We start from the raw sequence: 26,297 nt of genomic DNA, 5'->3' as shown, positions 1-26,297 counted from the left end.
AGATCTCCCCGCCGTTTCAAATGGCGGGGAGATCAGGAAATATGGAATTATCGATTAGCCTTCGAGCAGTGCGTCCACGAACTCTTCCGGGTTGAATGGCGCGAGATCATCCGGACCCTCGCCCAATCCCACCAGCTTCACCGGAACACCGAGCTGACGCTGGATAGCCACGACAATGCCGCCCTTGGCAGTGCCATCGAGCTTGGTCAGCACGATGCCCGAAACGTTGACAACCTCGGAGAAGACCTTGGCCTGCTGCAGGCCGTTCTGCCCGGTGGTCGCATCGAGGACCAGCAGGACTTCGTCAATGGTGGCCTTCTTCTCGACCACGCGCTTGATCTTGCCCAGCTCGTCCATCAGGCCGACCTTATTCTGCAGGCGGCCGGCGGTGTCGATCATGACGATGTCGACTTCCTGCTCGATGCCCGCGGAAACGGCTTCAAAGGCAACGGATGCCGGGTCGGCGCCGTCGATCTCGGAACGAACGGTAGGCACGCCCACGCGGTCGCCCCAGGTAGCCAGCTGCTCGGCGGCGGCGGCACGGAAGGTATCGGCGGCGCCCAGCAGGACGTCCTTGTCTTCAGCAACGAGTACTCGCGCCAGCTTGCCGATGGTGGTGGTCTTGCCTACCCCATTGACGCCGACAACCATGATGATGCTTGGGCGGTCCGGGTGCGGAGCTGGCAGGTAGCTGCGATCCAAAGATGGATCTACCAGCTTAAGCAGCTCTTCACGGAGCATCTCCTTGACGCGGACAGGGTCCTTGCTGCCTTCAATCTTGACTCGTTCACGCAACGCGTCAACAAGTTCAAGGGCAGGTTCGGTTCCCAAGTCCGCCATCAAAAGATTTTCTTCAATCTCTTCCCAGACATCCTCGTCAATCGAGTCTTGGCTGAGCAGGGCCAACAGGCCCTTGGAGAACATGTTGTTGGATTTGGTCAGTCGCGCACGCAGGCGAGCCAAGCGGCCTTGGACTGGCTCCGGAACGTCCAGCTGAGCCGCAGGCGCAGGTGGTTCTTCAACAGCAACAGGAGCATCGCTTGCACCGGCAGTGTCCGCTGCGGCATCAGTATCGCCTTCAGCGCTCTGGCCAGTCGGCAAGTCGTCCGCATCATGCTCAGACGTATACGGGGTCTTGGGCTTGCGGCCCTTGGTGACGAAGGCAATGGCGCCAATGGCCACCACGGCAACAACCGCGACAATGATGATGGTTAATATAAGCGAATCAGACACGCTTTAAATCGTCTCATATCTCCAACGATTTAGGGCCCATGTGGTGCACAAGACCAGCATGAGTAGATTTTGCGTTCGCGGCTAGACTGGCAGGTGGGCTAGTTGGCCCTGATCAACGTTCCAGAAAGGCTGACGGTTACTGCTTGTTCAGTGGCAGGACCATCTTTCCAATAGATATGGCTTTGAAATCCACCCGTACTGCTAGAGCGCCAATCCCCCACGAGATACGCGTCTTACTGGTCGCGGCATTCATCATTGCATTGGGTTTTGGACTCATTGCTCCCATACTCCCCCAGTATGCGGTGAGCTTTGACGTAGGCAATGCGGCGGCAACCATCATTGTCAGCATTTTTGCCTTTACCCGCCTGATTTTTGCACCGGTGGCAGGGGCGCTGGTGGGCAAGCTCGGAGAGCCGAAAATCTATGTCACCGGAGTTCTCTTGGTGGCGCTTTCCACGCTGCTCTGCGCAGTGGTCCAGGACTACACTCAGCTGCTAATTGCCCGAGGACTTGGTGGCTTCGGTTCCACCATGTTCACCATTTCCGCCATGGCTTTGATTGCCCGGCTGGCACCGGATAAGTCCCGCGGCCGTATTTCCGGCTTGTACGCCGGCTCGTTCTTGCTGGGCAACGTCTTCGGCCCGGTTCTTGGATCCTTGCTTGCACCCTTCGGGATGCGCATCCCGTTCTTGATTTACGGCACTGCCTTGGTCATTGCCGCCGGTGTGGTCTACATGGCGTTGGGACGCCGCCGTGATCTTGATGCCGACTCGTCGAATCCGCGGTCGAAGCATTCTGACATTGAGGTCGTAACTACTCGAGAAGCATTGGCCTCCCCGGCCTACCGCGCAGCCCTATTCTCCGGCTTCAGCTACGGCTGGCTGGCATTCGGGGTGCGTAATAGCATGATTCCGCTCTTTGCCCTGGCCGTTTTCGGCCAGTCAATGGGCGCTACGGCTGCAGGCATCTCCATGACGGTCTTCGCCATCGGCAACGGTTGCGCGCTGGTGTTCTCCGGCCGGCTCACCGACAGCATTGGCCGCAAGATTCCCGTTATCCTCGGTATGAGCGTCCTGCTCCTTTCAATTGGCGCCATGGGCTACTCCACCTCTTTAGTTGGCTTTATCGTCTTCTCTGTTCTGGCAGGCATTGGCGGCGGTCTTCTAGGCCCGGCTCAGCAAGCATCGGTAGCAGACGTCATTGGTTCGGGGCGCAACGGAGGCAAGGCACTTGCCGGATTCCAGATGTGCACCGATCTTGGCTCGATTATCGGCCCTCTGCTGGCCGGAGCCATGGCTGACATGATCAGTTTCCAACTAGCTTTCAACATTTCAGCTGTCGTCGGCTTGGTCGGGGTAATCGCTTGGCTGCTGGTTCCCAAGACCATCAAACCGGTCAAACTCGTGGAATAAATTCCAAGGATTAGTCTTAGTCCGGCCTGATTTAGCTAGGAATATTAACTTTAGGCATACTGCTGCCTACCAGAGATGGATATACTGGCAAAGGCTTAGGCCATGTCACTCGCACTCGATTATTCAGGAGAATCCATGCCGGCTTCCCGGACACGACGATCCAAAGCATTATCCATCGCAGTAGTTGCTGCACTATCAATCCCGCTTTCTGCCGGGCCAAGCTTCGCGGCTCCAGCCCCCGAGTCTTCGGTCCAGAGCACGCAAAGCAGCGGTGAATCTCCAAGTTCTGAGGCCACCACAGCGACTGTTGAGACCAGCCCGGCCGCAGAAGCACCGGCGCCAACCCCAGCGTCAACGTCAAGTGATGTACCGGCTCTTACGGAGCCAGCGACACAGAGCGTTGAGCCATCGGTTGAAGAGCCCGTTGCCACGGAATCGGCGGCTCCCTCTTCTGTTCCAGCGTCGCTGATGATCACTGAAGCACTCGCGGAGAACGAAGAGCTATCAAACAAAGAACGTACCAAGCTTGCTGACCGAGCTCTTTCCGAGCTGGATATGGAACGCTTGGATGCCCAGATGGGCCAGGGTGCACTGCGTGTAGCCGAAACCGGTGATCCCACTGTTCCTACCCTGGACGAGCTGGCCGGTCTGGCAAAGCTTGCCGGGGCCGAGAACGAGAATGTCTCAGAAAATGAACTGCAGCGCCAGCTAAATCTCGCTTCGCCAGCTTCATTAGAAGAGTTGCGCACGTGGCGTCCGCCTGGTACCTTGGGCATCGATGTTTCCCGCCATCAGGGAACGGTTAATTGGGCCACTGCCAAGGCTAATGGCGCACGTTTTGCATATATCAAGGCAACCCAGTCCTGGCCTTCGTCCTTGTACAAAGATCCAAAGTTCAGCGAGAATTATACTAATTCGCGCAATGCCGGACTCATTCGCGGTGCCTACCACTTTGCATTGCCTGCTCACTCCTCTGGAGTCACTCAGGCGGAGGAATTCGTTGCCAACGGCGGCGGCTGGAGCAACGACGGCTACACCATGCCGCCTCTGCTGGATATTGAATGGAACCCCTACTCCAAATCCCAGTATCCAGATGGCAAGGGCGACATGTGCTACGGCATGAGCCCATCCCAAATGGTTACCTGGATCAAGGATTTCGGCTACACCGTCAAGGCTAAGACCGGACGCCTTCCAATGATCTATACCGCTCAGTCGTGGTGGGATGAGTGCACCGGAGATTCCACTGCCTTCAAGTCCTGGCCACTGCATGTCTCGATCTTCCCAACCGCTAACGTAGCGAAGAATCCTCGCGAACTTCCTGAAGGTTGGATCACCTTCAACGTATGGCAGTATTCTTCCAACTCCAATCTGCTGGGATCCACCAAAGATGTGGACGCGAACGTTTGGAACGGTAATCTCACCTCACTGCGCGACTTCGCCAAGAATCAACGCAGCACCGCATACAAGCTGACCACCACTTACCTAGGCAACAGGGATGTATGGCCTACGCGTTTGATGCCAGTACGCATGTATGGACGCACTCGCTTCGACACCCCCGTTGATATTTCCAAGCGAACATTTCCTTCAAAGCCCTCAACGGTCGTCATCGCATCGGGTGAGCGCTTCCCCGACGCATTATCTGGTTCCCCACTTGCAACGCTAAAGAATGCGCCGATGCTTCTCGTCAAAAAAGGCAGCCTTCCCGCATCGGTAACCACTGAGCTGAAACGTCTTCGCCCGAACAACATCATTGTGCTCGGAGGACCATTAGCCGTTAGCGACAAAACAGTCTCAGAGCTAAAAGCCTACGGAAATGTCACCCGCGTCTGGGGAAGCAACCTTTACGACACCAGTGCAAAGATCTCTCGGAACTGGTCGAAAGCCTCCTCTGTGTACCTCGCTACCGGTGAACGCTTCGAAGATGCCATGTCATTGGCTGCTGTCGCAGCTGGCAAGAAATCGCCAATGTTACTAACCAAGAAGTCGTCCTTGCCGGCAAGTACCATCCGTGAGCTCAAACGGCTTAATCCTTCCCATATCTACATGGCTGGTGGTCCAATCGCGATTTCGGATACAGTGGAGCGCCAAGTAAAGAATGCCGTTCCAAATGCAGCGGTTATTCGTTTCCAAGGTGCTACGCGCTACGACACCAGCGCCTTGATTGCGAAGAGGTTCTGGCCCAATGGCGCCCAGCGCCAGTTCATTGCCACGGCTTCCGATTTTCCAGACGGTCTTACCGGAGCCGTCGTTGCTTCATACAACGGTGCACCCCTGTTGTTGAGCAAGAAGACTTGTATGCCATCCTCCGTGGCTAACGCAATGCGATCAATGGACGGCTGGACCAATGTACTGCTCGGCGGGCCCTTAGCGCTTGACGATACAGTTGCCTATAAACGAGACGGCACGCAGAATATTTGCTGACCTTCTTTCTTTTTGCGCCGAAGGCGGCTCAGCTGGCATTATCGCAGCTGAGCCTTCCTGGCGTTAGGCAGGTGCACTTTCTCATCTATCACGCCGCTGACTGAATCATTCGGTTAATTGCAGCCTCAGTTCCTACATGAATTTTGTTGACCTGACCAATACGGCGTTATCGTCGGGAGCACTAACTCAACACGAGGCATCCTTCAATTTTGCGCCCTATACCACGTAGCAACTGGACCTAGCGACGACACGGTACGTTCTTGAAGGTATAAATGAGGCGGATCAAAGTTCAGCCCACGTTTGACTTGGTGGCACCCTCACGATCTTTCGAATCGATGGCAACACCGAGTTACTTCCGATTCCCTAAACTAGCCCTGCGCGAGCCTCGCTATAGCAGCGATATACCACTAATTACTTACTTGGGTAGATCTTTGACATCTAAGCAAGCTGCGTCTTCAGTTACGTACAAGCTGCCGGACTGCCTTTTCTACCCGACGGATGACCCTGCTCGTTAGGCGTAATGGTCCAAACGAATGGCCCGAATTTGCCCGGTAGACGAGTTTGCCTTCGCGCCCTTGCTGGATCGGAAGCGCATCCCGCAGGAGGGATAAGTCAATGTGGAGCACCGGTAAAGAAGCCGACTCAGCCAATTTCGCCAAATCCAGCGTGCCGAGTTCGTCCTTGTCGATTTGGACTCGGCTAACTTTCTCACGATCGAGACAGCTGAAGAAATCCTCGAATTTGAAATCTCCTCCCCCTAGTTTGTGATCAGTTACATCCAGCCATACCCACGGCACGCCATATGCCTGAGCGATAATCAATCCATGAAGTGAACTCGAAACGACAGCTTTCGCACCGGCTAGCTCTTCCACGACCGATCTGACATCGGAACGCACATCGACAATACGGCCTGATATGGACTCCCGGTTGATCTTTGGCAGGTGCACATAGTGCGGAACAACGGCGATCTCGTTGTGAGGCAATTTCTCCGGTTTTAGTACATCGGGCAAGAGCAATGCAGGGTCGCCATAAACTTCTGGTATTTTCCACCCTAGACTCTCCTGCAGTTCACGACGGGAAAGTTTACCTCGGACCGCATGGATTTCGATGCCCTTCAAGTGCTTGCGCGCCTGGATTTCTTTTGTCGTAAGTGGGCGCATTAAACCGCTTCCCCACACGTCAACGTTATCTTGGTTAATTCTCCCAATTATGGAACCAACGCTGAACAAGATTCGTTGCCTTGTCCCTGGTCGGTTTGCCTGGATAGGCTGACGTCCTGTGATGGCATGCACCAGGTACGGGCCGATCCAATCACCGAAGTTAAGCTTGGCTGAATACCAGTTCATACGCGCAATACTGTCTCGCGCGAAATCTGCGGATTCTTCTTGCTGGCGTAGAGTCAACGCGAGTTTAGCAGCGTCAACAATCGCTTCTTGAACACTATTTATTGGGACATGTCGATGCAGTACGTGCATTGGTTCGTCATTCGAGTCGAATCCGACTGTTACAGCAGTAACCATGACATCGTTGAGCCATTGCAAGGCAGAAGTTGTCTGCCCAATAAATCCAACCATGTACCCCGGCTCGTCGTTGACGACACGCACGACAACTGTTGATCCGAGGATCGGAAGATTTGCCAGGAGCTCGGAATCATCTATCGTTATTTTTTTGAAAATCCGTTTGGACTCGGAACGTTTTTTGAGTCCATATCCTATCGATGCTAGCGATTCATTTTTGTCCTGCACCCGTCACACCACTTTCATCCTAAAGTTGCTACAAGCCACACATCAGACTTGCCCTAATTGAAATTTGCCATTCCCATTCATCGGCATTTGACGTCGTTCGCATTACTAGAGTTTGTTCAGTAATGATCAGATTCGCGCTTTGCGCACATCAACGCTGAAGTACCCATTGGCCGTCCGGTAGTACCGAACGTTTTTCAGCATTACGTTTCCGATGGTCTCGTCCATGATGATGCGGCGTGTATCCGTATTGCCATACACGACGCAGACGTTTCCGAGCCTCTTCAGATCTGCAGCTAATTTCGAACTCGAAATCTCGGCGGTGAGCAAGCTGCCATCAGCATTGGCTTGCAATTCCACAGTTACTGCGCGTTGCTCGTCGCGGTCTTCGATGATCAACCGTGCGGGGGCTAGATTTGTAGCAAAACTGCGGATACTGATTTGAACACCGTCGACTGTGGTTCCGAGATTCATCAATTCAGGCTTGCGCGACTCCCTGACATCGATATCAGCAAGCTTGACCAAGTGTTCATATTCTTTGCTAAGGATTGCAGCTACCCGCTCTGCCTGGATGCCTTTGAATAGTTCCGCAGTCTGTCCAGCCAAGAATCGGTTGAGAAAGATCGAATGCTCATCCATCCATTCCCTGCGCGCGTTTTCACTGTACGAAAGAAATCTCTTGCCAATATAGAAATGCAAAGCCTTGCGTGAGAAAATTCCTGCAATCAGTTCCCGAGCTCGCTTGTCATCTCGGACGTTGGATTCGATCGTTTGAGCAATGTGAGTCAAAGATGCCACGTATCCGTGTGGCTCGATGTACGAAATACTGATGTTCTGCCCATCGCTTCGCGTTCGTGCATGGTAGTAGTCGTAGTCGGATAAAATGGAAACTCGGCGAGCATGCATGTACGCCTGCACTACGGCCATGCCATCCTCAAGTCGTACGCGTTCCTCACTGAACCGAATTTTGTTATCTACCAGTAGCGAGCGGCGCATCAATTTGATCGGATTCAATGAACGAAGAACCGTCTCCAAAGGCGTATCAACGCTGCTAGTACGGTAAAGACTCGACATAATCCGACGCCCATTCAATCCGACCATTTTCGGAATCAGGATATCCACGTCATTTTCCTGCGCGAATAAAAGCATCTTTTTCAGGGCTTCCTCGCCTAGAACATCATCGCCATCGCAGAAGAATACCCATTCGCCGTTAGCTTCATCGATGCCAACATTTCTGGGCTTTCCGGGCCAACCACTATTTTCTTGGTGCATGATCCGAAAATTCGGATTTCGCTTCGCATAGACGTCAAGTATTTCACCACTGAAATCCGTTGAACCATCATCAATTGCGATGACCTCAAATTGAGAGGAGGAAAGACTCTGCGATTCCAGAGAATTGAGAAGCTCTGTTAAATACGGCATTGTATTGTAGACGGGAATAATGACACTAATTTTTACGTCCGGGATACATTCCCCGTCCGTTTCCGTGATTGGAAGAGATTCCAAGTCAACCGGGCCAACGCTCAAATGATCATCCTTTGTCGTTGCATCCTTCTTGAGAAAATTAAGGTTAAACACTCCACCACTCCAGATCGTTCCAGGTCTTCGGTTACTCATTTGGGCCAACTTTATCTCAGAACAGCGTTCAATTTTCTGTTCAAGCACGCACATCCATTTTCTGGCTAATCACAGTTGATACGCCGTCTCCACGCATGGTCACGCCATACAGTGCATCGGCTACTTCCATGGTCTTTTTCTGGTGGGTAATCACAATCAGCTGAGAAGACTCTCGCAGCTCTTCAAAAATTGTGATCAGACGTCCCAGGTTCATATCGTCCAGGGCCGCTTCAACCTCATCCATCACGTAGAACGGTGATGGGCGTGCCTTGAAGATTGCTACTAGCAACGCGACAGCGGTCAGCGAACGCTCGCCACCTGAAAGCAATGACAGTCTCTTGATCTTCTTACCCGCTGGACGTGCTTCCACCTCGATGCCAGTGGTAAGCATATTCTCTGGGTCGGTGAGCACAAGTTGGCCCTCTCCCCCTGGGAACAACCGGTCAAAAATCCGTTTGAACTGAACCGCGGTGTCGTTGTATGCCTCGGTAAACACCCGTTCAACGTGCGTGTCCACATCAGCAATGATCTGTTGAAGATCTCCCCTGGACTTTTTCAAGTCCTCAAGCTGGCCGGAAAGGAACTTGTGGCGTTCTTCCAAGGCAGCGAATTCTTCTAGCGCGAGCGGGTTGACCTTGCCTAAAGCGGATAGGTCGCGCTCTGCCTTCTTCAGACGTTTCTCCTGCTCCACTCGGTCGTATGCCTTAGTGCCAATGGGATTTCCGTCTTCATCAACGTTTTGACGCAGGGCGCCCCATTTATCATCTTCGTCTATGGCTTCTGGAATCAGCTGATCCGGACCATAGTTGGCGATGAGGTGGTCAGGGGTATAGCCCAGTTCTTCCAACGCCTTGGTCTCAAGATTTTCGATGCGCATCCGCAGTTCGGTGCGAGCCATTTCATCGCGATGGACGGCATCAGCAAGGCGGGCCAGCTCGGCTGAGAGCTGCTCTGCTTCCCTGCGCTGGCTATCCAGCATGGATTCAAGTTCGGATTTCTTAGTGGCCAGTTCATCGCGTTCCTGGCCAGCCATCGACACGGATACCTCGATGAACCGCAAGACGCGCTCAGCAGCTTGTTCAATGCGCAGAGCGTTAGCGGCTTGGGCCTTTCGCTGCTGCGCTCTGCGAGCTGCAACTTCACGGTGAGTGCGTTCTGCCGCAGCAGTGCGCCGCAGGCCTTCAACACGTGAACGCAACGCGGAGACGCGTTCCTCGCTGCTGCGCAAGGCAAGGCGAGCTTCCAGCTCCTGCTGCCGGGCAGAAGCGGCGGCGTCTGCAAGGGCCGCTCTTGCCGCATCATCAACCGTTTCGTCGTCCTGATCCGTTGATGCTAGTTCCATGCGCTCGGTAATCTCTTCCAGAGATTCCTGCTCTATTTCCAACTTCTCAAGCGTTGCTTCGAGCTTTTCATCCAGCTTGCTCTTCTCAGACTGCGCACTACGAAGTTTCTGCCCAAGCCGTGCCAAATACGCTGACAATTCGTCAATCGCCGCATCAGATTCAGTCAACGCAGACAACGCATCATCACGTTCCTGCTGAGCGACTGAAAGCTGCGGACCGCGCTGCGCCATGCGCTCTTCAACGCTGAAAAGCTCGTGCTGGCACTGCGAAAGCTCGGATTCGGTTTGTTCCACCAGAGCCTGTTGAGCAATCAAAGACGCACCTGCAGAATCGCCGACGGAACTGCGCAGGGAAGAAACGGAAATTCCGTCCAAGGTGGTCAATAACGCAGAGGGGACCTGCGCCAAGACCGTCTGTGCACTGCTCATGTCTTCAATGATGTAGCGACCGGCAAATAGCTGATCAAGCAAATTAGCCAGCTGGCTATCGGCGTCTACGACTTCACGAGCACTAATAGCGTTTGGTACCGCAGAAGTGATGGCTGCATCGGAGGGAACTCCAGCGTGCAAGAATATTTGGTTGGCTTGCTGCCCGTGCAGAACCTCGATGAGTTCCAAAGCTTCATCAAGATTCGTAGCCACCAAGGCTTCAGCATTCTCACGCAGGATTGCAGCAATAGCCTGCTCATATCCTTGAGTGACTGTAATCAGCTCGCCCAAACGTCCCAGCAACTGACCGGTCGCCGAGCCAAGAAGCTGAGCCGACTGATCATCTGGTTTGGAATTCAGCTTGAGGGCTTCAAGACGTGCCTTCAAGCCTGATACCCGAACCGACAGCTCACGTTCACGCTGGTAGTCGGTATTATGCGCTTCTGACAAAGCCGAGTGTTTTCTGTCCGCACTCTCAAAATCGAGATTCAACTGGGACTCGCCGGCCAACTGCTTTTCGAGATCTGCCGAGACTTCTGTGTGTGAACGCTGATCCAGTTCAAGATCCGAGTCGAAGGACCGGACGTTTTCTTGGAGGCGGGTTATCTCCGCGCGGGTTACGTCCACCCGGCTGCGTGCAGAAGCCACCTGCGATGCTAGTCGGGACATCCCTTCGCGGCGGTCTGCAGCGGCACGAAGCATGGCAGCCATGCGCTGTTGTTCAGCGCGTGATTCTTCTTCGGCTTGTTCTTTGGCTTCTACAGCTTCAGCAAGGATTTCGTGGCGGTCTTCAAGAGCTTCTTCCAATTCCGTAAGCTCTTCGCTCATGCGCTCGGCCTGAGCTTCGAGCCGGTCGGGATCTCGGCTGGAATCAAAATGGGTTTCGTTGCTTTCCAACAGCATTCCACGCTCGCGCGCCAACGCGGCCAGCGAACGGTAGCGCTCGGCCTGGGTGCTCAATGAGACCCACGTTTCCTGGAGTTGGCCTAAACGCGGGGTGATGGTCTCCATCTGGGAAGCCAGTTCGGCGATGTGCTTCTTGACGCGTTCCAAGCGTGCGGCAGCTTCATCCTGCTGGGCCTGGATCTTTGATTCGTCATCAATGTCTTGAGCGAGCTTATTATTCAGCGTCACCAAATCATCTGCCAGCAGACGTGACTTTGCGTCTCTGACGTCCAGCTGGACTGTCTGTGCTCGTCGTGCAATTTTGGCTTGCCGTCCCAAGGGAGCTAACTGGCGGCGTACCTCGGAGCTCAGATCTTCAAGACGGTCAAGGTTTCCTTGCATTGCCTGCAGCTTGCGCAAAGTCTTCTCTTTGCGCCGGCGGTGCTTGAGTACACCGGCGGCTTCCTCGATGAAGCCTCGGCGGTCTTCAGCGGTGGCATGCAGGATACGATCCAGTTGCCCCTGGCCAACGATTACATGCATTTCCCTGCCCAAGCCTGAGTCAGAGAGCAGTTCTTGAATATCGAGAAGTCGGCAAGAGCTTCCGTTAATGGCGTATTCTGATCCGCCGGTACGGAATAGAGTGCGCGAAATGGTGACTTCTGCGTAGTCGATTGGCAGCTTGCCATCGGCATTGTCGATGGTCAACGAAACATGGGCACGGCCTAGGGGTGGCCGGCCAGAGGTGCCTGCAAAGATTACGTCTTCCATCTTGCCACCGCGAAGAGTCTTGGCGCCCTGCTCACCCATCACCCAGGACAGCGCGTCCACGACGTTTGATTTGCCGGAACCGTTAGGCCCAACGACAGCTGTCACACCCGGTTCGAACTCAAAAGTGGTCGCCGATGCGAAAGACTTGAATCCGCGAACGGTGAGAGTCTTGAGATGCACGGCGTGAAGTTCCTATGTTCGGGTCAAATCGCTAAAGTTGGTTTGGGCGAGCAATCCCAATCCTTGTGGCAATTCTAGCGAAGCGCACTGGTGATTTTCTGATTCTGCTCGCTAAATCCAAGGAAGAAAATCGAGGGATAGATCATTCTATGAGCATTCTGACGCAGATTGACCAGTGGCCAAGTGACAACGCGGTGTCCGTAGTAGTCAACGGCGATGGTGCAATCGTTGACCAGCACGGGGACACGGCACGGGTTTACCGCTTGGCTTCGGTGACCAAGTTGCTCAGCGCGTACACTTTCTTGGTAGCTCTGGAAGAAGAGTCGATCACATTAAATGATCCCGCAGGGCCAGAGGGTTCCACGGTTCACCATTTGTTGGCGCACACGGCCGGGTATGACTTTGATTCCGCCACCATCCGCTTTGCACCGGGGACCAAACGCGGATACTCCAACTACGGCTTTGAAACGCTCGCAGAGCATCTGGAGCAGCAAACCGGAATAAGCATGGCGCAATATGCCCAGGAAGCTGTTTTCGCTCCCCTTGGCATGACCGCGACTGAAATCGCAGGCAGCTGCGCAAAGGATGGCCGCTCCACGGCAGCAGATTTGGCCAAATTCGCCGCCGAACTGCTCAACCCCACGATCTTGGCTCCGGAAACTCTGCTAGATGCAACACAGGCGCATTTTGAGAACCTTGCTGGAATACTGCCTGGCTACGGCCGGCAGAACCCGAATGATTGGGGTCTCGGGTTTGAGATCCGATCAACTAAGCATCCGCATTGGACCGGCACGAACCACCCCGCATCCACGTATGGACACTTTGGGCAATCCGGTACGTTCCTCTGGGTGGATCCGGAACATCGCCTAGCCTGCGTGACACTGACTGATAAAAACTTCGGTCAGTGGGCAGTTGATGCTTGGGCACCGTTCAACGAGCAAGTTCTCGATTCCCAGATTTCATAGCTGGGCATCAGCACCCGGTATTCCAGCTAGCGTCGAGTTCGGCGTGGACGCGGCTGGCATACTGGGCAGCTATAGGAAGATCGCCCCATGAACGGGTCACGCCGAATCAACGATTCACGTCCGTTCTCTTGGCAACGCATACAAGGCTTACCTTCGCGCCCATAGGCATTCAATGACCTCGCGAAGTAGCCACTAGCTCCGTTCACGTTAACGTACAGCGAATCAAAGCTGGTACCGCCGGCGGCGAGGGCACGCGTCATCACGTCAACCAAAGCATCGTTGAGACGTTGCACCTCTGGACGTCTGATGGTGGCGGTATTTCGCAAGCCTGAAAGACCTGCTTGCCAAAGCGCTTCATCTGCATAGATATTGCCGACTCCAGAAATAGTCCCTTGGTCGAGAATTGCACGCTTCAGCTCTGTGGTCTTTTTGCGCAGAGCGGTGTAGAGCGTTGCAGGTCCGCGGTGAGGATCCAAGACATCTCTTGCGATATGAGCCGCGGCCTGAGGTATCGATGCGTTCAAGGAACCTGCACCAGCAGGTAAGCCGTCTGCGGTTGCAACAAGGGGCGAGAGGAACATGCCACCGAAGATTCGTTGGTCAACGAAGCGCAGTTCACTTGGAAAGTTCGCTTTATTGCTGAGACTGACCCGAACTTTGAGATGCTTTTCATCTGGTGCATCAGATTCTTCAACAAGTAATTGTCCACTCATGCCTAGATGAGCTACTAATGCTGTGGGAACAGAGAGACCTTCTAAATCCATCCAGAGAAACTTGCCCCGGCGGACAACAGAAGCAATGGTGCAACCGGTTAACGTATTTTCAAAATCATCAACGCCGTCGATGTGACGGCGCACAGAACGCGGGTCCAGCACTTGAGCGGAATGTATCGTTCGGGTGCGGACCCACTTGTCCAGACCTACTCGGACTACTTCAACTTCTGGGAGTTCTGGCATGAGCTAAATGCTATCTGTTGGGTAGATGCTCGCCCGGATGCAGCAGCAGCCACGTCTTGTGCGCAGCTTCCTGCTCAGCCTCTTTTTTAGAGGGGCCACTTCCCTGCCCGTAGCATTTTTTTCCGATTTGGAGTTCAGCAACGTAGGTACGAGCGTGGTCGGGACCTGAACCGTTAACTTGGTAGTGCATTTCGCCCAGCTTCTGGGAAGCTATTTCTTCCTGGATAACAGTTTTCCAGTCAGTTGTCGCTCCAACCAGTCGTGGATCTTCCAGCAAAGGAGTCACGAAACGAAGCACAAATGCGCGCGCCTCGGCCATGCCTTGCACGAGGTAGGTAGCACCCAAGATAGCTTCCATGGTGTCTGCCAAAATGGAAGATTTGTTGGCGCCGTTGGACTGGGCTTCGCCACGTCCAAGGAGCAAGTGCTCTCCCACTTCCAGATCACGGGCGATGATCGCTAACGCACGGGTGCTGACAATGGCAGCACGTCGCTTCGCGAGATCACCTTCTGGCAATTGGGGGAACTTCGCGTAAAGGTACTCTGCAACACAGAAGCCAAGAATTGAGTCGCCTAGGAATTCAAGTCGTTCATTCGTTGGAATGCCACCGTGTTCGTAAGAATATGAACGGTGGGTAAATGCAAGACGAAACGTCTCGGAATCAATGTTGATTCCGAGACGCTTCATAAGTTCTTCTTTAGAAGACATGTCTTAGACGTCTGCGACCTTGCGACCCTTGTACTCAAGGAACAATTCGGTACCAGCCGAGTCAGTGACAACCTTTGCCTGGTGAGGCAGGCTGTAGGTTACGCGACCGTTTTCAACGGTCTTCACCAAGCTCGGTGCGGTAGCCTTCCACTGAGAACGGCGGGCACGAGTATTCGCACGGGACATCTTCCGCTTTGGAACAGCCACGACTACTTCTCTTCTCTCTAGACTAACGTTTTAATTTTTGTCACTATCTTCAGTGACATTGTCGGACAGCTGCGCTAGCGCTGCCCAACGCGGATCAAGTACCTCATGGCCATGCTCGGGTTCATCGTTGAGGTTGATTCCGCATTCATTGCAGAGCCCCAAGCAATCTTCCTTGCAAACCGGCTGGAACGGCAGGGCGGTAACCACTGCGCTCCGTACTACCGGATCGATGTCAATCAAGTCACCGACTACCCAATACTGATCCACATCATCATCATCCTCGAATTCTTCGCTCTCCTCATAATAGAAGAGCTCCTGAATATCAGCCTCATAGTCGTACTCGATAGGATCCAGGCATCGTCCACATTCCCCAGCAATTTGCGCTGTAGCGGTACCCGATACCAGAATTCCTTCATGCACGGCTTCAAGGCGAAGATCTAAGTCAAGCTCAGATCCTCCACGAATACCGATGAGTGCATTTCCCACATCTGCGGGTGCCGGAACCTGCTCGTTTAGATTCTCCATTGAGCCCGGCGAACGGCCGAGATCCCTGGTTGAAAAAACCAGAGGCGAGTTGCGATCGAGTGCGCCATGTGACGATCGATCAGAACGCTTTTCGCTAATGATGACTCCTACTAAAACATAGTCCGACATTTCATCTTAGCTTGCCGTAGGCCAAGTTCCCAAACTGAAACCAGCTTTATGAGCTCGATGCCGGTGTTGCACTCCCCACAGCATATCGTAGACGTCCTGCCAATCCCTACTTGCACGCGTTGCTAGTCCAACATTCCCGGCCTTGCAATCCGGGCCGCGGACTGCGAAGAAGAATCGGAATAGGCCAGGGACGAGCCCGACGCAAAAAGGCTTATAGCAAACATCCCGAAGAAAGCTTGCCCAGCGAATTATGCTTGGTCATGCTTCGAATTTAGTAGTGAGGGATTCTCCGTGAAAGTGTTACGAACCGTCAATAGCGTCGTCAAGAAAGTGCAATCGCGCTTTGAGACACGGCGACACCTTAAGTTCATTCAGAACCACGCCACAGAACTACGTCACCTGCCCGTGGGCGCCGACCGGTATAAGGTAGCGTTGCACTTTCCCGATGAGATGGCCAACGCCTACCAGATCAGGCAATGGTACGAACCGCTTTTAGCCTTGGCAGAATTCGTGCCGGTGGTAATCATCGTACGAAGTCCTGATACTGCACTGTCGCTGCGCAAGGAATGCCCGCTACCGATTCACTTCGCCCCCGCCGTTGTAGATGTTGAGAGATTCATGCAATCCCAGGATCTACGTGTGGTTTTCTACGTGAATCAAAATATCCGGAACTTTCAAATCATGCGGTTCAATGCGCCTAATCATGTCTTCATCTGCCATGGCGAAAGCGAAAAAGCCTACATGTGGTCCAACCAGCTCAAGGCCTACGATTATGTATTTTCAGCCGGTGAAGCAGCTAAAGATCGCCTGGTAAATCACTTGCGCAATTTCGACGCTTCGTTGCGTTGCCGGTTAATTGGGCGTCCGCAAATAGATGTGGATTATGCGTCGCCGGTGGACCTGAATAAGGAACTACCAACGCTTCTCTATGCCCCAACGTGGGAAGGCGACCGGCCTTCCATGAATTATGGCTCAGTACTATCCCATGGTGAACAATTAATTGACGCCCTGATCAAGGACGGAGGATTCAACGTTATTTTTCGTCCCCATCCACGTTCTGGACTGGGTGCGAAGCCCTATGGGCAAGGCGTAGAAAGAATCCGACAACGGCTGAGGGCGCACAACGAAAATTCGAAAGCGCAATTCATTTTCGATGACTCGACCCACTGGGGGTGGCAATGGTCAGCTGCCGACCTTTGCGTGACTGACATATCCGCAGTTGCTTATGACTTTTTGGCTACAGGGAAACCAATGTTCGTGACGCAACCGGTGTCCACCGAGGCTACCGTTGATGAATCTCCAGCGCTGCAACAGGTGCCCGCCCTTACAGTTGCGGCGGCAACGGAAATCAGCCGGCTGGCGCGAGAAGCCTTGGCCGGCAACAACTCGCAGCTACGAGGACTGGTCAATTACTACTTTGGCGACGTTTCCCCCGGTGCCAGCATGCAACGTTTCATTGCAGAAACGCTGGCGCTCGTGCAAGAAGACAGCGTCACTGATCACTAGCCAGCTTCAGCAGCATAGTGGTGCCGGGCCTATAAGAGGCCCGGCAACACCATTTCAATAATCTGCGGTGTCTTCCTTATTTGAAGAAGCGCTCAACAACGCGCCGCGAGGCATGTCCGTCATCATTTGGGGCAAACTTTTCAATGAATTCGTCTCGATTCACCCCTGGCAGATCAGCCCCCGCCAAGGCTGACGATAGTGCATCCCAAAGGTCGCTCTCTTCTTCAACAATTGGGCCAGGCAACGCACTCTCGTAGTCCAAATAGAAACCACGCAGATTGTCCCGGTAGTTCTCCAGATCGTATGCATAGAAGATAATTGGTCGTCGCAACAGCGAGTAGTCGAAGAACACCGACGAATAATCAGTAATCAATACATCAGAAGCAAGGTACAGTTCCTGAATATCTGGATGACTCGAGACATCGATAATGCGGTGCCGCAGGCTCTCCGGAATCGACACGGCATTTGATACCAGCACATGCATGCGCAACATCAAGATGGTGTCTTCGCCAAAACGACGGTCGAACTCCTCCAGATCCATTGGCAGGTCGAATCTGAATTTACCGCGGCTTGAAGCCGCATCGTCACGGAATGTCGGCGCGTAAAGTACGGTCTTGATTCCTGGGGGTATCGCAAGCTCATCACGAACACGCTTTTCTTGCTCAGCAACGTCGGTACCGGTCAAGATGTCGTTTCGGGGATAGCCAAGCTCCACGGCTTCGCCTGAGAATGCATAGGCGGATCGCATGATCTCGCTCGTGTAGCGAGAAGGCGAAATGAGGTGCGTCCATTGGCGCGTTGCTCGTGTAACACGCTCAAGATACCCCTCATCGCGGCCTTGAACTTCGCGAACATCGAGTGCCATCTGCTTGAGCGGTGTTCCGTGCCAGGTCTGCAGGAACACTCCCTTTGCGCGACGCTTCACATAGTGCGGGAAGCTCTGGTTATTCACCCAGTATTTTGCCCGTGCGAGGTGCCAGAAATATTCCGGTGACAATCGCTTAACGGTAGTCGTCAAAGGATCGGAGAAGCGGTGCTTTCCCGAGTAAACCCATACCTTGCGACGTGTGTCACCTTGTCGCAGCAATTCCTCGTAAATATACCGAGGAGAGTCGCCGTACTGATTCCCGAGACCCGATTCGAAGACGATGAGGTCTTCTTCCATGGGAGCAAGCTTGTACAACTTGTATAGCTTGCGCATGACGTCAAAGTACCGCTTGTTCCTACGGAACTTGTTCTTCAACTTAACCGGCAATTCGGCACGCCAGCCAACGTTGGGTTTGCCGCGCAGCTCGGCTCGCTCGATTTCTTCCGTTATGCGTTGCGAATTGTTTTGGTCCCGGTGGGTCATGAACACGTCAGCACGTTGACGGTACTTGTCTTCCATGGCTTTCCCTCGTTGCAGGGTACGCGAAAGATCATCCAGCAATGTTTCTGCGTCAAAGGCAATGCGGCCTGGCAATTCGTCGTCCAAGTTCAAATGCGATCCGCTCGGTCCCAAGAAGCGAGAGCGATCGAACTGGTAGTAGTGAACAGGCTTGTGCAGGAAGCTGAAGTCAAAGTTCACTGAAGAGTAATCCGTGACCATGATTGCCGCGGTCTTGATTAGTTCCTGGACGTCAATTTCACCCTGGACAATTAGTCGAGCGGGCGCGCCAGCGAAATGATCCCTGAATTGCATCATGTTGGGATGGAGGCAGAAAACAACTTCCAGGCCATGCCTCTGGACTAATTCTGCAAGTTCCGCCGAATTAAGCAGGTTTTTCCATTGCTCGAGGTAGTCCGATTCAAGGAAAACTTCCTCATTCTGCAACCAATCACGCCAAGTTGGGATGATCAGGAGCATGTTCTCGTTAACACTCAAATCCGTCGATAGCAAGGAATCGAACCGGGATAGCCCGGTGACCTTGACTTCGTCAGGCGAATAAAGGAAGTCCTTAACGATGTACTGCTTCTCGCGCTCAGAGGAAACCATGAAAAGGTCCGTCGCAAAGCCAGGTGAATTCTTGCCGTAGTTGGGAACCATCCATTTGGTTCCCATGACACCATGCTGCAAGAACACCCGAGTAGCGCGGCAACGCGACGAGAAGCTATGGTGCCTTGTTGGATACAAATAATCGGCATGGTGCGTGCCGATGACTCGTTGTGCACGAATAGCCAATTCAAAGTGTTCTTTGCTGCCATGGAAAACGACGTGATCCATGGAATCGAAATTCCGCAAATCGGGAGCTTTCTCATCGATGACATAGTATGCATCAATATCTGGGCGTTCTTTGCGCAGGTATTTGAACAGATGCAGCCCGTTGTCCTGAGCCTTGTAGGATAGTTCGCCGACGATCCAAATCGGCTTCGAATCCGATGGCTGGCTGATTGGGAAACTACGCTGTTTAGCGTTAGCAAGTACGGCAAAGGCTTCTTTGTCGAACACTTCCAGAATCACCGATGTTGATTTTGCTTTGAAGGTGAAATACGGAGAAATCGCTAGAGTCTTTTCACCGATTGTCACCGCATCTGCACGCGTCGTGCTGCGCACGGCAAACGGGGTACGAGTCACTCGAATGCGTGCAAGCTCACCGCTGGAATTCGAAGTCGCCAGCAGATAGAGATCGTAGTTATCGCCACGATCGATCGCCCCCCAGTCAGCAAATTTGAAATCCAGGGTCGCTGACCAGCTGTAGATAGCACGTCCAAAGCGCTTTGTTGCATGCTTTTCGTCGAAAACCAGCTCCGCTGGAACTTCAACTGCAAATTCCGATTTACGTCCAACCAGTTGCAAAGTGACTGAGGACAACCGGTCGCTCTGCGTTTCCAGAACTCCGCCCAACGACAGCATGCCGTCGTGGATCCGGGTGATGTCAGTACGAATTCGATATTTGAAGCGTAGAGGGCGGTTCAGGGCCAAAGCCACTTCGGCCTTCTTATTGATATAAAGTCCTACGCTGCGTTCGCCTGAATTATAGACCGTGTCATGGCTAAAAGTAGTCGACGAGAACCGCCCCAGAATACGGTGGGCGATAACAGGGCCGTTGAGGATTAGTTCCCCGGCGTCGATCCGTTCCCGGACCTCTATGCGCCTGAGCAGTTCGCCGTCTTCAGTCAGCTGCAACCATGCGATACCCGGAGGCAATTGATCGAATTCGGAGCTGAAGGTCAGTGCAAGACGAACCGTACCTGCGTACACGTCATCTTCTAGAGTCACTCGGTTGTCATCTGCGTCATCCGAATCAGGAACGCTGGATTCCGGCTCTTCGTCACTGGAAGCGAGTTCGCGATACTCTTGCCACCGATCAAGAAGGGGATCCAGAGAGATCTCAGCGTGGATTCGATGTGATTCATCGTGACCGTTTTTGACTGGATCAGACGTAAGTGGCGCAACGGAAAGAACGATATGGCTACCGTGTAATACAGAAACGGATTGCACGGAATGGGCAACGCAAGCGTCCAGAAGCAGAACTTCATCACGAATTGCAAGGTTCAGCTCTTGGTAGCCGCTGTAGTAGCGATACTTCTTACGCTTCAACCGCTGGGTACGCAAAGTCTGCATCGCTGACTGCGCCAAGTCTTGCATAGCTCGAATTTCAACTGCCACGAATAGTGTCCTTCAATGTTTTAGCTGCTATCCCCCGCGTAAGTCGTTCAGCGGAACAGCCTGGAAATCACGCGTGTACAACATGAATAGGCCGCTAGCACCACACGGCAGTGGCCGTCATTTCATGTGATCCACAGTCTAAGATTACCGCCCGTGGGCGCTCAAATCAGTTTGAAACCGCCACAGACACCTGCAAATGACCATAGAATCTGCTTCGACTGGAGCGTTGTCATTATCTGGCGCTTAAAGCAATTGGTCCCAATTCGAATGGTACGAATTGGGACCAAGGAGTCAGCGGAACTCTAGCTGTGCCAACCCCGGAAGTTCTCCAGCATTCCTTGACGTTCAAGAATCAGCTTCTGAATGACGTCCTGGAATCGCTTAGTTGAATCGCCTCGGTTCAGGTCGCCAAAGTAGAACTGGCGCATTTCAATGCGCTGATCCTTGTGTCCGTCACGAGTCAGTGCATCGGCGAGCAGGTCTCCAACGTTCTTCACGCTATCTTGGTCTACCACGTGGCAGGCCTGCACAACTGGTGCATCGCGGTGAAGAATTTCGCGGTTGCTACGTCGGTCGGAAATGACTAACGGATTGCCCGGGTGGAGGTACAGGTAGTCCAGGCCTACGCTGGAAACATCGGTAATCAGCGCATCGGTCGACTCGAACATGGCCAAGATATTGCCTTGTTCGGATATCACGTGCTCTGCGCCGGCTTCATTGGCAGCTTCGATCATTTCCAGAATGCGTGCGTGTGCCTGAGCAACGCCAGGAGTATTGCTTTCTTGAATTCGTGGGTGCGGCTTGTAGACGATGCGCCAAGAAGGGTTCTCCAATAATGACTCGACAATGGCAACACCGTATTTGTCCAACGAGGTGTAGTTGTTGTCTTCGTTTTCCCCTTCCCACGTCGGCGCATACATGACATCGAACTTCTCGCTTGGTTCCAATTCAAGTTCGAAGTTGATATCCAGCTGCGGACGACCGGTGACTTCCAATTTGTTGAGCTCGAAGTCAATCAACATTGCCTCGTGGCGTTTGATGGCTGCAGGGCCTGCGACAAAAACCTTGTCGTAGGCCTTGGCCTTATTCGAAACCATCGAGAGTTTGTCGCTCTCACCATGGTTTACATGCACGTGAACAAGCCTTGGGTGATCCAGGGACTGGAAATTCGTGCGCGAATTGTTGGTGTATATGACCAGCTTCAGGTCATTGTCATCATACAGATCCATGAGATCGGTCAATCGGCGTACATAGATCCTTGGCAGGTCGGTAAATTTCTCCGCCGCTTTGAAAGTGAATATTTGACTCTTTGAGAGCCACCAATATTGCGATTCAGAGCCGCCCCGTCGAAATGACGTTATTGTCCGTCAGAGCCATCCAATATTCTCCTTCAGAGCCACCCTGTATAAACTCCTCCCACTACGCAACAGCCTGCGTGGTGGAAGGAGCCATTTTCAATGGTACGAAAGATCAAAGCGAAGCGAATACTGCAGCTTCGCGCCGAGGGCTTGTCAGGACGCACCATCGCGTCCACCCAAGGCATTTCCCGCAATAGCGTCGCAGAAGTCCTCAACGCTGCCGCCGCCAACTCCAGCAGCTGGGACGAACTCAAGGACCTCACCGAAGACAAAGTCTACGAACTCCTGTTCCCTGGCCGCAGCGAGCACGAAAGCGTGTTCGCCCAACCGGACTGGCCCACCGTGCATAAGGAACTGGCCAAAGTCGGCACCAACCTGAAGCTCCTGCACGGCGAATACTCCGATCAGGCCAAAGCCACCGGCGCAGCATTCATGGGTTACGACCGGTTCTGCAAGTCCTACCAACGCTACGTCCTGGAACACGGGGCCACCTCACGAGTGGAGCATAAATCCGGTGTCAGCGTCGAAGTGGACTGGTCAGGTCCAACCATGGCCCTGCATGACCCGGTCACCGGCCGACGATCCACGGTGCATTTGTTCGTCGCCTGCCTACCGTTCAGCCGGTACGCGTTCGTTGAGCCTTGCCTCGATATGAAGCAGGATTCCTGGATGCTATGCCACGCAGCGATGTTCAACGCTTTCGGCGGCAGCGTGCCACGGATCGTGTGCGACAACCTGAAAACCGGGGTGATCAAGCACCCGGCGGAAGGGGAGATTATCCTCAACGATGCCTACCGTCACCTCGCCGAGCACTACTCTTCCGCGATCCTGCCAGGCAGAATCCGCAGGCCAAAAGACAAATCCAGCGTGGAAAACACCGTGGGCCACATGGCGACGTGGGTGATTGCTTCACTGCGTCATGAAAAGTTCACCACGCTTGATTCTCTGCGTGCGGCCATCTATCGGCAGGTCGAAGCCTATAACGCGCAACCCTTCCAGAAGCGAGCGGGCTCCCGCCAGAGTGTTTTCCACGAGGAAGTGCAGCCACTGCTGCGTCCGCTCCCAGTGGTGCCCTACGAGATCAGCACGTGGGTCCACGGACGCAAGGTCGCCAAGAATAGCTACGTGACGTGGAAGAAGAACTTCTACTCCGTGCCGCTCAAACACGTCGGCGCCACCGTCGACCTGAGGATCACGTCCAAGACGTTGGAAGTCTATTTGGACTCCCAGAGGCTGAGCAGTCACCTCTTGTGCGATGCGGCCACGGTGAATCAGTACCTGACCAATGATTCCGATATCCCACCAGAGCGCAAATACCGCTCGTGGGACCCCAAACGGCTCCGCGGATGGGCTCACCGCATCGGCCCGAAAACGGTGCAGGTGATCGATAAGATCTTCGTTTCCGTGCCGGTTGCCGAGCAAGGAATCAACCCCGCCCTGGCGGTGCTGCGCTTGTCTTCAAAATACAGTCCACAACGACTGGAGGACGCGTGCTTCGTCGCATTGCAGTCACGGATCCGCTCCCCACGCTACGGGCATTTGCATCCAATTTTGCATAACAGGCAGGACGAGAACTGGAAGGAAGCGACCCTCCCACCAGCAGCTGAAGACAGCACTGGATACGTACGAGGCAGCGACTACTACGCAAGGAAGACCCGATGAACCTGAACACCGAAACCAAGCGCAAACTCCGTGAGATGGCCGCAGGTGACCTGCTCACGGCATTCGAATCCCAGGACGATGTGGTGAGCATGTCATTAAGTATCGAAGCACGGATCGAGCTGGCCGTGGACCAAGCCCACGGGCTATTTCTGAATACGAAGTCCCACGGTCTAATCCGTCGGGCTAAGCTCCGTTATCCGCAGGCTGACTTGCGGAAAGTGGACCGGGTGGAAGAGCGGGGCCTGAACCAGCCGCTGCTGGCCCAGTTGGCGACCTGCCATTTCATTGAGCTCAACAGGAATCTGGTTTTCCGTGGTTTTACGGGGTCAGGCAAGTCGTATCTGGCGTGCGCCGTGGCGAAGCAGGCCTGTGTTCACAGCTACCGTACCGGATACGTGCGGATGCCGGACCTCGAAGAAGAATGGCAGCAGGCCGCCAACAAGCCGTTGGGCGTGCAAAAGCTGTTGCGCAGGTATGCCAATTACAGTGCTCTGGTATTGGACGAATGGCTTTTGGAGCCACCGAGTGGAGAGTTCCTGAGTTTCATCTTCGAGCTCATGGAGCGAAGGTACGACGCCGCGTCGACTATTTTCTGCACTCAGTACAAGCAGGCCGATTGGCATGCCCGGTTGGGTGCTGGTGCGTTGGCCGACGCAATCATGGACCGCATCGTGCACAACACGATCTGGATTGAGACCGGTGGGTTCAACATGCGCGAGGCGAACATGAGTGCTGGGCACTAAGCGCATCAAGCGTCCACGGTGAGATTCCTTGTTCAGAGCCGCCGGTCAACCGTCAAGGCTGGACGGTGGCTCTGAACGAGAATATTGGGTGGCTCCGAACCGCAATAACGGGTGGCTCTGCGTGGGAATATTGGTGGCTCTCAAAGAGTCAAATATTCAAAAGCACTCAAAGTACGGAAGACCAGCAGTACTTCTTCTTTCTCATGCAGTTCTTCAAGCACCGGAAGCCACTGAGTCACCTGATAGATCTTGTCAGCGCCATCGCCGAAGTAAACCGCTAGGGATCCTGGTACCGGAATATTGGATACACCAACATTCACATTGGCCGACGGACGACCGGTTAGCCCTATCAGACGGGATATCCGTTTTGCTTCCGGACGTCGCCCCACTTTTGCAGGGCGCCCTTTACGCTGGACTTGATGCAGTCTGTGATGTGCTCGCTAGCCATGAGTACTTTCAAATCTCGAAAACAACAACTTACAACTAAACGAGTTTACTAGCTCAGTTCCTTCACGATCTGGCTCAAAGTGTCCAATGTGTTCTTTAACGACGTGACATGCCGCTCATCGAACTCGCTCAGGACACGTTTCATTTCCGTTGTCGAGATACCGGAGGTACGTGGAAGGTAGACAACTTCGACCTCATCACCGAGGTCGTCAAACTTGCCCTTCCAGTCTTCGCCGATGCCGAAGACCTTTGCATCGTACTTCTTGATGTCAGTACGTTTCTGTTCCCAGTTCTCTTCGGGAATGGCGAGGTCTACGTATTTGATGGCCTGGACGATCTCAAGACGCTGTTCGAAAGGAACTACAGGCTTCTTGCCCTTGATGGCGTTGAACTCATCAGTGGATACGCCAACAATCAAGCGGTCGCCCTTCTCCTTGAGACGCTTCAGGATATTCAGGTGGCCGATATGGAACAGGTCAAAAGTTCCGTACGTCAAAACAGTTTTAGTCATGGGTCCCTTTCGAAGTAAGGTAATAGCTTCGCTTGCTTAGCTAGTGGCGCTCACTTGTATTCGTCGTTAGATAATAGGTAGACGACCCGCGAGGGTCATGCGAACTATTGTTTTCCATCTAAGTTTAGGCCGTGGTTCACGGTACCAGGGGCTGCCGGTCCAACCGGCCCGCCATCCGGCTATGTACTGGGACACCGCGCTTTTGTTGTGACGCAGCCGCAAGCACTCAATGAGCATCCAGGTTGTTGGATAGATCCAACGCAGCGGCACGGGCAAGTTACGGCGGGCCAGCCATACGCGGTTACGGGCGTTCAAACGATAGAACTCGTCGTGGCGTCGTGGATCCACGATTGGATGGCCAATCTGCATGTCGCCGGCATACCAGACGTAAGTGCCGGTGTCCCATACACGCCAGGCAAGTTCGATGCCTTCATGCGCGTACCAGAATCCCCCTGCCCAGCCACCCGTGGAATCAAAAATTCTACGGGTAGTAACTAGGCAAGTTTCCCCCACGTGGAAAACTTTGCTTGGTTCAACTGCCGTTCGTTTTTTCAAGCGCGGGATCCAACGTCGTGGATTCTGTTCTTCGTTTTCCGGATCGGTGATGCGCGGCTGCAACAGCCCCATGCGAGGGTAATGCTTGAACCGTTCAACAGCAGTGATCAAGAAATCCTCATCGATGAACCATGAATCGTCGTCAAGGAAGCACAAGTATTCGCCATTTATCTGGTTCACTCCAGCATTGCGTCCGGCCGGAATACCCAAATTCTCTGGAAGAAAATGAGTCTTGATCCCTTCAGGAATACCCGTTGGATCCCATCCGTTGCCTACGACTACAGCGTCAATCTGCACTGAACGTTGGGCCAGCAAAGATTCCAGGGCGCGTCGGAGCTCAACCGGGCGGTTACCCATGGTCAACACAACTACGCCGATGGTCGGTTTGATCTCTGCAGGCATT

20 protein-coding genes are annotated in these 26,297 nt (G+C 53.6%); 6 read left to right on the top strand and 14 right to left on the bottom strand.

The genetic code is table 11. The features are described from left to right. Window positions 1-54: 54 nt before the first annotated feature. On the bottom strand, window positions 55-1,233 hold the full coding sequence (gene ftsY / locus AB4Y71_RS09055) for a signal recognition particle-docking protein FtsY (RefSeq protein ID WP_441719808.1): 1,179 nt from the start codon (window positions 1,231-1,233) through the stop codon (window positions 55-57). 176 nt (window positions 1,234-1,409) lie between these two features. Here ftsY and AB4Y71_RS09050 point away from each other — a divergent pair, with 176 nt between their 5' ends. Next, window positions 1,410-2,645 carry an MFS transporter gene (locus AB4Y71_RS09050; protein ID WP_441719806.1) on the top strand — a complete coding sequence of 412 codons (1,236 nt, stop codon included), beginning with the start codon at window positions 1,410-1,412 and terminating at the stop codon, window positions 2,643-2,645. 119 nt (window positions 2,646-2,764) lie between these two features. Here the strand turns inward: AB4Y71_RS09050 and AB4Y71_RS09045 are convergent, their stop codons facing one another. After that, entirely contained in the window at window positions 2,765-3,121 is a 357-nt protein-coding gene (locus tag AB4Y71_RS09045) for a hypothetical protein (protein WP_441719803.1), read from the bottom strand. A gap of 292 nt (window positions 3,122-3,413) precedes the next feature. Between AB4Y71_RS09045 and AB4Y71_RS09040 the strand changes: the two genes are divergently transcribed. Then, complete coding sequence (locus tag AB4Y71_RS09040; RefSeq protein WP_441719800.1) at window positions 3,414-5,066, top strand: cell wall-binding repeat-containing protein; 1,653 nt, start codon at window positions 3,414-3,416, stop codon at window positions 5,064-5,066. Window positions 5,067-5,521: 455 nt separating this feature from the next. On the opposite strand, the gene AB4Y71_RS09035 is transcribed toward AB4Y71_RS09040, so the two are convergent. The 3 genes from AB4Y71_RS09035 to smc form a co-directional block, all read right to left on the bottom strand. Continuing rightward, window positions 5,522-6,811 (bottom strand): polysaccharide pyruvyl transferase family protein, encoded by a 1,290-nt coding sequence (locus AB4Y71_RS09035; RefSeq protein WP_441719797.1) that lies wholly within the window; start codon window positions 6,809-6,811, stop codon window positions 5,522-5,524. Between the two features lie 126 nt (window positions 6,812-6,937). Further along, complete coding sequence (locus AB4Y71_RS09030; protein ID WP_441719795.1) at window positions 6,938-8,473, bottom strand: glycosyltransferase family 2 protein; 1,536 nt, start codon at window positions 8,471-8,473, stop codon at window positions 6,938-6,940. After that, window positions 8,466-12,032, bottom strand: coding sequence for a chromosome segregation protein SMC (smc, locus tag AB4Y71_RS09025; protein WP_441719792.1), 3,567 nt, complete (start codon window positions 12,030-12,032; stop codon window positions 8,466-8,468). The genes AB4Y71_RS09030 and smc overlap by 8 nt, the downstream gene beginning before the upstream one ends. Before the next feature lie 149 nt (window positions 12,033-12,181). On the opposite strand from smc, the gene AB4Y71_RS09020 reads away from it, so the two are divergent. Then, a complete protein-coding gene (locus tag AB4Y71_RS09020; RefSeq protein ID WP_441719790.1) occupies window positions 12,182-12,997 on the top strand; it encodes a serine hydrolase domain-containing protein in 816 nt (271 codons plus the stop codon). Between the two features lie 26 nt (window positions 12,998-13,023). Here AB4Y71_RS09020 and mutM read toward each other — a convergent pair whose 3' ends face one another. Genes mutM through AB4Y71_RS09000 form a run of 4 tightly spaced genes read right to left on the bottom strand, consistent with a single transcriptional unit; the run spans window position 13,024 to window position 15,436 of the window. Then, the gene (mutM, locus tag AB4Y71_RS09015) at window positions 13,024-13,953 is read right to left on the bottom strand and encodes a bifunctional DNA-formamidopyrimidine glycosylase/DNA-(apurinic or apyrimidinic site) lyase (RefSeq protein ID WP_441719787.1); all 930 of its coding nucleotides are present in this window, start codon (window positions 13,951-13,953) and stop codon (window positions 13,024-13,026) included. A 10-nt stretch (window positions 13,954-13,963) separates the two neighbouring features. Beyond that, window positions 13,964-14,662, bottom strand: coding sequence for a ribonuclease III (gene rnc, locus AB4Y71_RS09010; RefSeq protein ID WP_441719784.1), 699 nt, complete (start codon window positions 14,660-14,662; stop codon window positions 13,964-13,966). A gap of 3 nt (window positions 14,663-14,665) precedes the next feature. Further along, the gene (gene rpmF / locus AB4Y71_RS09005) at window positions 14,666-14,869 is read right to left on the bottom strand and encodes a 50S ribosomal protein L32 (protein ID WP_060701450.1); all 204 of its coding nucleotides are present in this window, start codon (window positions 14,867-14,869) and stop codon (window positions 14,666-14,668) included. Window positions 14,870-14,899: 30 nt separating this feature from the next. Further along, window positions 14,900-15,436, bottom strand: coding sequence for a YceD family protein (locus tag AB4Y71_RS09000; protein ID WP_417366270.1), 537 nt, complete (start codon window positions 15,434-15,436; stop codon window positions 14,900-14,902). A 378-nt stretch (window positions 15,437-15,814) separates the two neighbouring features. Here AB4Y71_RS09000 and AB4Y71_RS08995 point away from each other — a divergent pair, with 378 nt between their 5' ends. Further along, entirely contained in the window at window positions 15,815-17,029 is a 1,215-nt protein-coding gene (locus AB4Y71_RS08995) for a CDP-glycerol glycerophosphotransferase family protein (protein WP_441719780.1), read from the top strand. Window positions 17,030-17,105: 76 nt separating this feature from the next. Here the strand turns inward: AB4Y71_RS08995 and AB4Y71_RS08990 are convergent, their stop codons facing one another. Together AB4Y71_RS08990 and AB4Y71_RS08985 are read right to left on the bottom strand one after the other, a co-directional pair. Further along, window positions 17,106-20,618: a CDP-glycerol glycerophosphotransferase family protein gene (locus AB4Y71_RS08990; protein ID WP_441719777.1), complete on the bottom strand. Its 3,513-nt coding sequence runs from the start codon at window positions 20,616-20,618 to the stop codon at window positions 17,106-17,108. Window positions 20,619-20,920: 302 nt separating this feature from the next. Further along, window positions 20,921-21,847, bottom strand: coding sequence for a CDP-glycerol glycerophosphotransferase family protein (locus AB4Y71_RS08985; protein ID WP_441719776.1), 927 nt, complete (start codon window positions 21,845-21,847; stop codon window positions 20,921-20,923). 228 nt (window positions 21,848-22,075) lie between these two features. Here AB4Y71_RS08985 and istA point away from each other — a divergent pair, with 228 nt between their 5' ends. Both istA and istB read left to right on the top strand, forming a co-directional pair. Next, entirely contained in the window at window positions 22,076-23,638 is a 1,563-nt protein-coding gene (gene istA / locus AB4Y71_RS08980; protein ID WP_441719773.1) for an IS21 family transposase, read from the top strand. Beyond that, window positions 23,635-24,381 carry an IS21-like element ISAar33 family helper ATPase IstB gene (istB, locus tag AB4Y71_RS08975; RefSeq protein WP_441719770.1) on the top strand — a complete coding sequence of 249 codons (747 nt, stop codon included), beginning with the start codon at window positions 23,635-23,637 and terminating at the stop codon, window positions 24,379-24,381. Before istA ends, istB begins: the two co-directional genes overlap by 4 nt. Window positions 24,382-24,521: 140 nt before the next feature. Here the strand turns inward: istB and AB4Y71_RS08970 are convergent, their stop codons facing one another. The 3 genes from AB4Y71_RS08970 to AB4Y71_RS08960 all read right to left on the bottom strand — a co-directional run bounded on the left by AB4Y71_RS08970 (window position 24,522) and on the right by AB4Y71_RS08960 (window position 26,296). Beyond that, entirely contained in the window at window positions 24,522-24,770 is a 249-nt protein-coding gene (locus tag AB4Y71_RS08970) for a hypothetical protein (protein WP_441719767.1), read from the bottom strand. Between the two features lie 107 nt (window positions 24,771-24,877). Continuing rightward, window positions 24,878-25,339 carry an adenylyltransferase/cytidyltransferase family protein gene (locus AB4Y71_RS08965; protein ID WP_121866717.1) on the bottom strand — a complete coding sequence of 154 codons (462 nt, stop codon included), beginning with the start codon at window positions 25,337-25,339 and terminating at the stop codon, window positions 24,878-24,880. Between the two features lie 66 nt (window positions 25,340-25,405). Further along, window positions 25,406-26,296 (bottom strand): glycosyltransferase family 2 protein, encoded by an 891-nt coding sequence (locus AB4Y71_RS08960; RefSeq protein WP_441719764.1) that lies wholly within the window; start codon window positions 26,294-26,296, stop codon window positions 25,406-25,408. Window position 26,297 lies beyond the last annotated feature (1 nt).

The organism is Glutamicibacter sp. MCAF14, assembly GCF_052114325.1.
GTDB classification, from domain to species: domain Bacteria; phylum Actinomycetota; class Actinomycetes; order Actinomycetales; family Micrococcaceae; genus Glutamicibacter; species Glutamicibacter arilaitensis.
This window is presented reverse-complemented; position numbering and strand designations above follow the sequence as displayed.

Excerpts from the sequence above, each read along its gene's own strand:
- istB (WP_441719770.1), top strand. The coding sequence starts at position 23,635 with ATGAACCTGAACACCGAAACCAAGCGCAAACTCCGTGAGATGGCCGCA.
- rnc (WP_441719784.1), bottom strand. The coding sequence starts at position 14,662 with ATGTCTTCTAAAGAAGAACTTATGAAGCGTCTCGGAATCAACATTGAT.
- AB4Y71_RS09050 (WP_441719806.1), top strand. The coding sequence starts at position 1,410 with ATGGCTTTGAAATCCACCCGTACTGCTAGAGCGCCAATCCCCCACGAG.
- AB4Y71_RS09020 (WP_441719790.1), top strand. The coding sequence starts at position 12,182 with ATGAGCATTCTGACGCAGATTGACCAGTGGCCAAGTGACAACGCGGTG.
- AB4Y71_RS08985 (WP_441719776.1), bottom strand. The coding sequence starts at position 21,847 with ATGGATCTGTATGATGACAATGACCTGAAGCTGGTCATATACACCAAC.
- mutM (WP_441719787.1), bottom strand. The coding sequence starts at position 13,953 with ATGCCAGAACTCCCAGAAGTTGAAGTAGTCCGAGTAGGTCTGGACAAG.
- AB4Y71_RS08965 (WP_121866717.1), bottom strand. The coding sequence starts at position 25,339 with ATGACTAAAACTGTTTTGACGTACGGAACTTTTGACCTGTTCCATATC.
- istA (WP_441719773.1), top strand. The coding sequence starts at position 22,076 with ATGGTACGAAAGATCAAAGCGAAGCGAATACTGCAGCTTCGCGCCGAG.
- AB4Y71_RS08960 (WP_441719764.1), bottom strand. The coding sequence starts at position 26,296 with ATGCCTGCAGAGATCAAACCGACCATCGGCGTAGTTGTGTTGACCATG.